This window comes from Marinobacter sp. L-80 (genome assembly GCF_056859395.1).
Genome location: NZ_JBSXOI010000031.1, coordinates 40,291 through 47,789, shown reverse-complemented (window position 1 = coordinate 47,789; position 7,499 = coordinate 40,291). Strand labels below are relative to the sequence as shown.

The following is a 7,499-nucleotide window of genomic DNA, read 5'->3' as shown; positions in this document are numbered from 1 at the left end:
AGGCTGTGCTGTCTGACCTGGTGTGCGCCTGCCATTCGCGGCAGGGGAATGTTTCGTGTCCGCTGATTGCGTCGTTGCAAGGTGGAACGAGCTTGGCAGGGGCTTCCACAGCTTAGCGTGCTTTATTTTCCGTTTTCTGAGACGACCACAGATCAGAAAAGACTGTGCAGCCGACTCTTGATATTCCGTGCAGTCACCTTCTGAAAATGACAAAAGACAACGGATTTGCAGTATATCCCAAGTTAATATACTCGGTTAATATTTCAATGTTAATATACAGCCTAGAATTACGAGTAAATTAACTTTTTTCGAGCGATGACCGGGTAGCTGCGATAACCGCCAACTTTTTTGGCCCGGCGGAAGAACCCCCAAATCTGTAAAGTTTGCCTGGAGAGTGAAAAGCACATGCTGGTTGGTTATGCACGAGTATCGACTGACGATCAAAACCTCAACCTGCAACGAGACGCCCTCGATCAGGCTGGGTGTGAGCAAATCTTCGAGGATCAACTCAGCGGTGCCAAAGCGGAACGCCCAGGGCTACACCAAGCTTTGCAGTACGCTAGAGCGGGTGACACCATAGTGGTCTGGCGACTGGACCGCCTGAGCCGGTCACTCAAAGACCTGATTGAGATGGTGACATTGCTTGAATCCAAGGGAATCGGCTTGAAGAGCCTCCAAGAAGCCATCGACACCTCATCCAGCTCCGGAAAGCTAATTTTCCATATATTCGGAGCGCTGGCCGAATTTGAACGGAACCTGATCCGTGAGCGCACACAGGCGGGACTCCAGGCAGCGCGAGCGCGAGGACGAAAAGGCGGTAGACCTAAGTCGCTCAACAAAGATAAGCAGGCCTTGGCCGTGAAGCTTTACGATGAAAAGAAACACACCGTGGATCAGATCTGCGAAATGATGGGGATTTCAAAGCCCACACTCTACAAATACATCGAAGCTGCTAAAAGTTGATGGTGGAAGAACCCTCGAAAGTGACGAGTAATCAATATGTGGATTAATTGCAAAGAAGAAATGCCGGAGGATATGGAGGTTGTCATTGCCTTGTATCTGGGGCACTGGCCAGGACGTGGTAACAGCGGCATTGCGGATGTTTACGCTGCGGATGGCGAATGGTTCAACATTCCTGAGGGTGTTGCCATCATTGGGTGGATGCCGGTACCGGACACTGGGCATTTACCTATTGCTGAGCACTATGCTGGCTCAACAGTCGCGTCCAGGCCAGGCAATCTCCTTGGAAGTATCGAAACCGAAGTTCCTTCGATTTTCGAATGCATATTTGAAGGGGATTATTCAGAGGTAAAACGACCAGAGTGATTTTGCACAGGAATTTACGGTTTGAGGTGGATCCGCGAGGGCGAAACCGTAAGTTTCTGTTCAAATGCCCCCGCTAGTCCATATTGACCTCACAGACGTCATTGCTGGGGCACAGACTCTTATTAGCCCCGAATGCTGACGATTTCCTTTGGAATCACCACCGGTTGTTTTTCTACGACTTGCCAGCCATCGTTATGCCGGCGGAATTCGAGCGTTCCCGTTTTTTGGATAACGTCGCCTTTGCTGAATTTGCCAAAGGACCGGCGAGCCCAGTATGCGTTCTCCCCTTCTTCCCCTTCCTTGGTGAACACATATTCCCCGTAGTCCATGGTGAACTCCAGGGTGCCATACAGTTCGACAACATAGAGATCCTGACTTTTCAGACTGCCCTTCCCGGCTCGCCATTGAACAGTCTTCAAGAAGCTTTGCTCAGATACTTCCTCGCCGGGCTTCCAGCGAAGTACTTCCAACGCAGATGGGGCGTTCACCTGCAGAGCCTGGCTGATGAATTCTTCACTGGGTTGCTTGGATTGACTGTCAAGACAACCGGTTAAGAGGAGACCTGCAATCATAAGCAGGACATACCGTATTTTCATGGGTCTTTCTCTCGCTGTCTTGTGGGGGTGTGATTTTAGATTGGTGCGGGTGGGGCTGCCACCCGCTGCAGCATCACTTCGAACTCAGACGTGCATTCAGAGTCTTGCTGGCGTTGACTCTTTTCATCTTGTGAACCGCTACTGCCTGCTCAACCAGTTCCTTCGTTGTGTTGGATCCTTCGAATACCGCTAACTGGTACTCGTTGAAGCCTTGGGGAATGAACCGGACAATGACCGTCCACGGAACCCGCTTGTCATTGTTCATTTCCGAGTAGCGCAAACCTCTGAGGATCTTGTCGTAACTGCCCTGATCGATCTCAAATTCAGTCTCCTGCCCAGGCATAACAACCCCTTGTGACCGCAAATCGATCGTAGCTTCCCGATAGCCCAGCTTAACGGTCATGGACTGCAGTGCGGCGGGGAGTTCACTGTGGTTGTGAATCACCCAGGGGTTCAGGTTGGTCGGGTCGTGTTTCAGGGTCAGGCCAAGGCCGATTTTCTTCTCGATTACCGGGAACGTGCTTTCTGGCACCCTGGCGCCCATGACGAAGAAATCCACGGTGACTTCATCCAAATGAGCCGGTATGTCGCTTGGGCAATTGAAATCCATCCGCAAGATACTGTTGGTGAAGTCGCATTCGGCGCTGTAGGTAAAGATGGCTTCGCCCGGGGACGGCAAGCGATCGTGCAGCTGCTTGAGTGACTGGAATTCGCCGAGATTCCCCAGTACGGCCGTCGCCGGTTTGGCTTTGACGGTCACTTCCGGAAAGCTGCTGACGTAGACGTCGCTCAGGGCATCGAGCAGGCTTTCGCCATTGTTGAGCCGCGGCATCTGGTCAATCGCATTAAGCTTCACTTTGGGCATTGGCTGCGCCTGGTAATCCTTGAACGCCTGAGACTCTGAGACGTTCAGTTTCTGCTGGATCTGGCGCATGGTCGCATCGAAATTCGGAATCTTGCCCTTGGCATCGTCCACGGCATCCTGAAAATCACCTTCCTGGAAGGTCGGCTCCATCGGCAACCCGCCGAGCAGCGACAGGCCCATGGTCAGGGTGGCAACGGCGGCCGTGCCGCCCAGAGCGCTGCCATCAACTTCCGCTTCCATGAACAGGGCCGGATTGTCCTGCTCACACCAGCTGGGACGCATCGTGGCGGATTCGCCGCAGGACTCAGGTGCGTTGGTGTTCCACATCGGATCAAAGTCATTGAGCCTTACCCACGGTAGGTCAGATCGGATATCGTCGCGATCCAGAGTGAAGCGGGTGAACTCGTAGCCTTGGCCGGCCTGTGTCAGGTACCCGTAGATGGGTGCCTGGTCATGGTCGGCAAGGCCAGTGGTGCCGGTGGCAGTCGGTGTGCTTGAGCACCCGGCGAGAGCTAGCGAGCCGAGACACAAAGCGGCGGTCAGTCGTGTTTTCTTCATCATGTAGCGATTCCTTGTCATGCGATTCGTTCGTAAATCCGGGTGGCCGTTCAGGGGTTAAGGGTGTGCGGACGGCCCTTTTTCATTCAGGGCCTGCGAGCTCGGTGAATCCGGAATCGGCATGGCATCGGCGATCGCGCCGATGAATGCGAACACGATCAGCACGTAGCCATCGGAAAACCCCAGCAGCGCACCCAGCACGCCGGCGCCGGCCAATGTGAGCCACAAAATCCGCAGTGATCTGACCATGTTCATCCTCCCCGGCCGCGCCGGTCCAATACCAAAAGGTCGACTCAATACCAGTTCCCGGCCCCGGTTTTCACCGTGAAAATGACCACCTCACTACCGGCCGACCGCCATATCTATGAGAACAATTAGAACACACGGTCAAGCATCAAGCAATAATTTACCCCCCAACCAGAGCGAACGCCGATCTCACGCCAGCCTGCCAGTTGAGAGTCCAAACCGATAACCAGGAGGGGTCCTTTCGTCCTGAGAAATTTGGTGGCAACTTACCTTCGTTTTCTCTGGTGATTCGAACCTGCCTACAACATCGGCACCGTATGTTAGTCAACACTAAATTATTTTTGCGCGGCGCGGCGCGGGCCCTGCCCCACTTTCGGTAAGGCAACGGCTTCGCCGGCTGGGGAACGGGGCGCACCGGTGCTGGTTGGGGGGTAAATTATAAGGGGAGAGTGCGGCTCGACCGTGGTGGGCGGCGCGGGGCGCCAGGTCAGTTGTATTGGTGTGAGGTTGGCGATAAGATAACTTTAACTTCAAGACAACAGGAGCGGCTGGTGCAAACACCGGTGCAATTGGAACCTTTTCCCAAAAATGGAACCCCGAGACTGCTGGCCCGGCCGCACCCGATCGAGCTGGCCCGCGGACTGGGGTTCAGTCTCTGGGGTGTCGCCCTTGGCGTGTTCGCCGTGGCCACCGCCTTCACCGATCAAAACACCGTCTTTATGTCCGGGCTCAAGACGCTGTTTTGCGTCGGCGCCGGCGCCCTGGCGGTGGACGCGCTGACCACCGGCCTGCGGCACATTGTCCATTACCGGCACAGCGTCCTGATGATTTCCGATCAGTACATCGCCACGCTCTCCGGCGCCGCCGGCATCGTCCGGGCCTACCCCCGAACCAGCTGCCACGTTCATGACCTTCGCTACTCCTGGCTGGGCAATCGGCTAAACTACGGGTTGATAAGGATCGATGACCCGAACGGCCATCACCTGATTGGCCTGCCGGTTCGGAACCCGGACTATGCCTTGATGGTTGCCAACCCCGGCGAGCCGCAACCTGCGGAGGCACATGGATAGTGAGTGCGCACGAGCTGGACGTCATTATGACCATCGCCTCGAGCATCAACCAGGTGCTTGAGGAATATCGGGATGACCCACGCCTGAGTGCCATTCACGGTCGCAGTTGTGTGTACCGGGCCGCCCTCACCCGCGCCCTTCTGGCCCGTCAGGGCATTACAAACACGTTCTGGTCCGGCGATGTTCGCTGGGCCGCCACCGGCCAACCGCCTCGCTACCTTGATTGTTTCGAGCGCGATGCCGCAAAAGGTGATCTTGGTGGCCACGTCTGCAACCTGGCTCAACTGCGCGACGGCACCTGCTGGTTACTCGACATTACCATGGACCAGTTTCACCGGTGCGCAACCATACGCGATGGAGTTGACCTTCCCGCGATTCAGCCTCCGCAAATCTTACTGGCCCTCACACCCAACAAGCGATTTGAAGCCATTAAGAAATCAGGCTGGCTATTTTACAGGGCCTTCCCAGGCACCAATACCTGGTGCGAATACCGGTATGAGAGTCTGATCGGTTTTCGCCGGCTTCGTAAATTGTACAACCAGGGCCAGGAGACCGGGCTCAACGCCCAGCGGTGGCCGGATGTTTACCGGGATATCCTGACGAGACTGGATTTCCGGCTTCACACTCTGGCAACGTTACCCTCCGTCGCTGACACCGCAAATTACTAAGAGCTATCGCTAACTCCCGGCAAAACCGGTTCGGAGGAACATTGAAAACCCCACCACTGCTTGAGCCCTACGAAAAAGGCGCCAAACGGCTCTGGCTGACACGACCCCACCCGATTGTTCTGATTGCCTGCCTCTTCTATCTATCGATCACGATCGTCTGCGGATACGTAATCTTTGAGGCGGTCTCCGGCGGATCTCGAAATTTCATTACCGGGCTGATTGTCTTTTTCTTCGGCCTACTCGCTCTGCAGATGCTCGGCCTGGCCACGATGCGCGGGATTACCTATTACACCAGCTACTTGATGGTGACCAACCATTGCGTGATCGTTCAGCAAGGTATTGCCCGCCAGCTCTCAAAGCTTGACCATTCGGACATTGAAAGCACCGGGACCAGCGAGACTCTGCTGGGGCGCCTGCTGGGCTATGGTCGATTGCTGGTGGCGCCGGCCTCCGGCATCAACCTTCCCACCTTTCCCCTGCGCAACCAGAATGAACTGGAAGTTCTCGTGAATGATTGCCGTACAGCCAGGGCACAATAACACTGAGACGTTGCCGCAGATTGCCTGTGAGATGTTTTTGTTTTATCATAATTCGCATGTCGATTTGTTTTTCTACAACACTGAATTCACGGACGGGTTATGAGTGAGATGCCCTATGATGTGGCGAGGCCGGGTTCCAATCGGACCAGAGAGCTGTCGCTGACGGATGCCAAACGATTCTTTCTGGAATTGGCTCAGGCAACGTGGTCCCCGGATCTGGATACGTGTGCTGATTACGAAGACTTGACCCAACACCTTCTTTATATCATTTCCAGTTATCAGGAGAACAAGCACTCCCTCGCCAAAGAGCTGTTTCTGTGGAAGAACCAACAGGACTTTTCAATTACGGAGCGTCTGGCCAACTTGCGAGCCAAAGTCGAAGAACTCTGTCCGCCAGACACTGAGGAAGGCAAAGCGCTTCAGAAGGACATCCAGGCTCTGCACAGCCATCTCAAACTGATTCAAAGCGAGAAAAACTCGTTCTATCACCCATCCCGGTACCAGCTGACCTATTTCGAAAACGGCATCCCGGTACCGCTCAACCCCTTGCGCATTATCCAGGTTCTTGAAGGAAAGGAAGGCCTGGTGAACCTGCATATCAATCACAACAAGCGTCTCTAATCTGGGACGCCTGCGGCCTACCCGCCACAACAGCACACATTGACTTGAAAACTGATCTCCGCAGAGGTAACCTTGCAAGGTGTACTCTAATGGTGCTTACCCATGTCCGACAAGACTTCCGAAGGCGTTCCCAGCGAACTGATTGAACCGTTGCAAGCTGCCTGGCGTGAATACCAGATGGCTCGGGGTGCCGTTCGCAAAAATCTTGTCGACGATGAAAGGGCCGGTTATCAGGGCATGGCACTTGATGAAGATGGGGAACCGGCGAACCCGCACGAATTGGCATCTCAGCTTTACACTGACTGTGAGCGAGAGGAAGGCGATGATCCCAAGCGTTCAAACCATGCTTTCGGCGTCATCGTGGTTTCCACCAAAACCCAGACCTCATTTGAATACCTTAACCGAACCAAGGCCGATCTGATTGCTGTCCTTGATGACCTCAAAGGGCATCCAAAATATTCGCTCGAGTCCATAAAGGCTGCCGCCGGCCTTACCCGCATTCATTACTACAAGATCAAACGGCCGGTGAAAGGCCTCAGTGGAGAGCGACCGGAGAGTGTACGCCTATCCATTGAGCAGAAGATCGATGTGGGTAAGCGCAGTGTTGAAGAATGCATGGAGCTACTCGAGGAGTTCGACACCACGCAGATGCACATCCAGGTGCAGCTTGATGCGTTACGCCGTGTTCCCCGATCGGAACCACTGGCCTACGTCTTCGAGACCTCGAACATGCGCATTCTGGCCAACGTTTCGTTCCCGAAGGATCCCAATACCGGGCGCCGGCGGCACATGAAGCTCCGTAGCGTTATGCCTTTTTATGTGACGTCTCAAACCCCCGACTGGGCTCCCGCTATCAAGCTGCCCAGTGCAGTTCGCCTAGAAGAGAGAGTTGAGCGCAAAGAGAGAAAGGATCGGCGGATTGATCCAACGCCTTTCCTGCCAAGCATCCACGTCCATCGTTATATCGGTTGAACACGCTCCCAGGCTTTCTGGGAGCATTCTCAACGTGT

10 protein-coding genes and 1 pseudogene are annotated in these 7,499 nt (G+C 54.6%); 8 read left to right on the top strand and 3 right to left on the bottom strand.

Annotation, left to right across the window (positions count from 1 at the left end; translation table 11 throughout):
* The 3 genes and pseudogenes from AC13E3_RS01355 to AC13E3_RS01345 all read left to right on the top strand — a co-directional run.
* Positions 1-116: pseudogene (locus tag AC13E3_RS01355) on the top strand (MerR family transcriptional regulator); the annotation flags it as partial.
* A 289-nt stretch (positions 117-405) separates the two neighbouring features.
* Entirely contained in the window at positions 406-963 is a 558-nt protein-coding gene (locus AC13E3_RS01350) for a recombinase family protein (RefSeq protein WP_405417566.1), read from the top strand.
* Between the two features lie 36 nt (positions 964-999).
* Positions 1,000-1,326, top strand: a complete 327-nt coding sequence (locus AC13E3_RS01345) for a DUF551 domain-containing protein (RefSeq protein WP_405417569.1) — start codon at positions 1,000-1,002, stop codon at positions 1,324-1,326.
* 122 nt (positions 1,327-1,448) lie between these two features.
* Here AC13E3_RS01345 and AC13E3_RS01340 read toward each other — a convergent pair whose 3' ends face one another.
* From AC13E3_RS01340 to AC13E3_RS01330, 3 genes are all read right to left on the bottom strand, one after another.
* Complete coding sequence (locus tag AC13E3_RS01340) at positions 1,449-1,814, bottom strand: hypothetical protein (protein ID WP_482901633.1); 366 nt, start codon at positions 1,812-1,814, stop codon at positions 1,449-1,451.
* Between the two features lie 181 nt (positions 1,815-1,995).
* Complete coding sequence (locus tag AC13E3_RS01335) at positions 1,996-3,348, bottom strand: hypothetical protein (protein ID WP_482901632.1); 1,353 nt, start codon at positions 3,346-3,348, stop codon at positions 1,996-1,998.
* Positions 3,349-3,402: 54 nt separating this feature from the next.
* Complete coding sequence (locus AC13E3_RS01330; protein WP_136631003.1) at positions 3,403-3,594, bottom strand: hypothetical protein; 192 nt, start codon at positions 3,592-3,594, stop codon at positions 3,403-3,405.
* 548 nt (positions 3,595-4,142) lie between these two features.
* Here AC13E3_RS01330 and AC13E3_RS01325 point away from each other — a divergent pair.
* The 5 genes from AC13E3_RS01325 (at position 4,143) to AC13E3_RS01305 (ending at position 7,461) form a co-directional block, all read left to right on the top strand.
* On the top strand, positions 4,143-4,661 hold the full coding sequence (locus AC13E3_RS01325; protein ID WP_482901631.1) for a hypothetical protein: 519 nt from the start codon (positions 4,143-4,145) through the stop codon (positions 4,659-4,661).
* Entirely contained in the window at positions 4,661-5,329 is a 669-nt protein-coding gene (locus AC13E3_RS01320) for a hypothetical protein (protein ID WP_482901630.1), read from the top strand. The genes AC13E3_RS01325 and AC13E3_RS01320 overlap by 1 nt, the downstream gene beginning before the upstream one ends.
* A 41-nt stretch (positions 5,330-5,370) precedes the next feature.
* Positions 5,371-5,868: a PH domain-containing protein gene (locus AC13E3_RS01315; RefSeq protein ID WP_482901629.1), complete on the top strand. Its 498-nt coding sequence runs from the start codon at positions 5,371-5,373 to the stop codon at positions 5,866-5,868.
* A 99-nt stretch (positions 5,869-5,967) separates the two neighbouring features.
* Positions 5,968-6,489: a hypothetical protein gene (locus AC13E3_RS01310; RefSeq protein WP_136630999.1), complete on the top strand. Its 522-nt coding sequence runs from the start codon at positions 5,968-5,970 to the stop codon at positions 6,487-6,489.
* A 102-nt stretch (positions 6,490-6,591) separates the two neighbouring features.
* On the top strand, positions 6,592-7,461 hold the full coding sequence (locus AC13E3_RS01305; RefSeq protein ID WP_136630998.1) for a hypothetical protein: 870 nt from the start codon (positions 6,592-6,594) through the stop codon (positions 7,459-7,461).
* Positions 7,462-7,499 lie beyond the last annotated feature (38 nt).

What these genes read in the sequence shown, in the direction of transcription:
- AC13E3_RS01350 (WP_405417566.1), top strand. Translation starts at nt 406, where the DNA reads ATGCTGGTTGGTTATGCACGAGTATCGACTGACGATCAAAACCTCAAC.
- AC13E3_RS01345 (WP_405417569.1), top strand. Translation starts at nt 1,000, where the DNA reads ATGTGGATTAATTGCAAAGAAGAAATGCCGGAGGATATGGAGGTTGTC.
- AC13E3_RS01335 (WP_482901632.1), bottom strand. Translation starts at nt 3,348, where the DNA reads ATGATGAAGAAAACACGACTGACCGCCGCTTTGTGTCTCGGCTCGCTA.
- AC13E3_RS01330 (WP_136631003.1), bottom strand. Translation starts at nt 3,594, where the DNA reads ATGGTCAGATCACTGCGGATTTTGTGGCTCACATTGGCCGGCGCCGGC.
- AC13E3_RS01310 (WP_136630999.1), top strand. Translation starts at nt 5,968, where the DNA reads ATGAGTGAGATGCCCTATGATGTGGCGAGGCCGGGTTCCAATCGGACC.
- AC13E3_RS01305 (WP_136630998.1), top strand. Translation starts at nt 6,592, where the DNA reads ATGTCCGACAAGACTTCCGAAGGCGTTCCCAGCGAACTGATTGAACCG.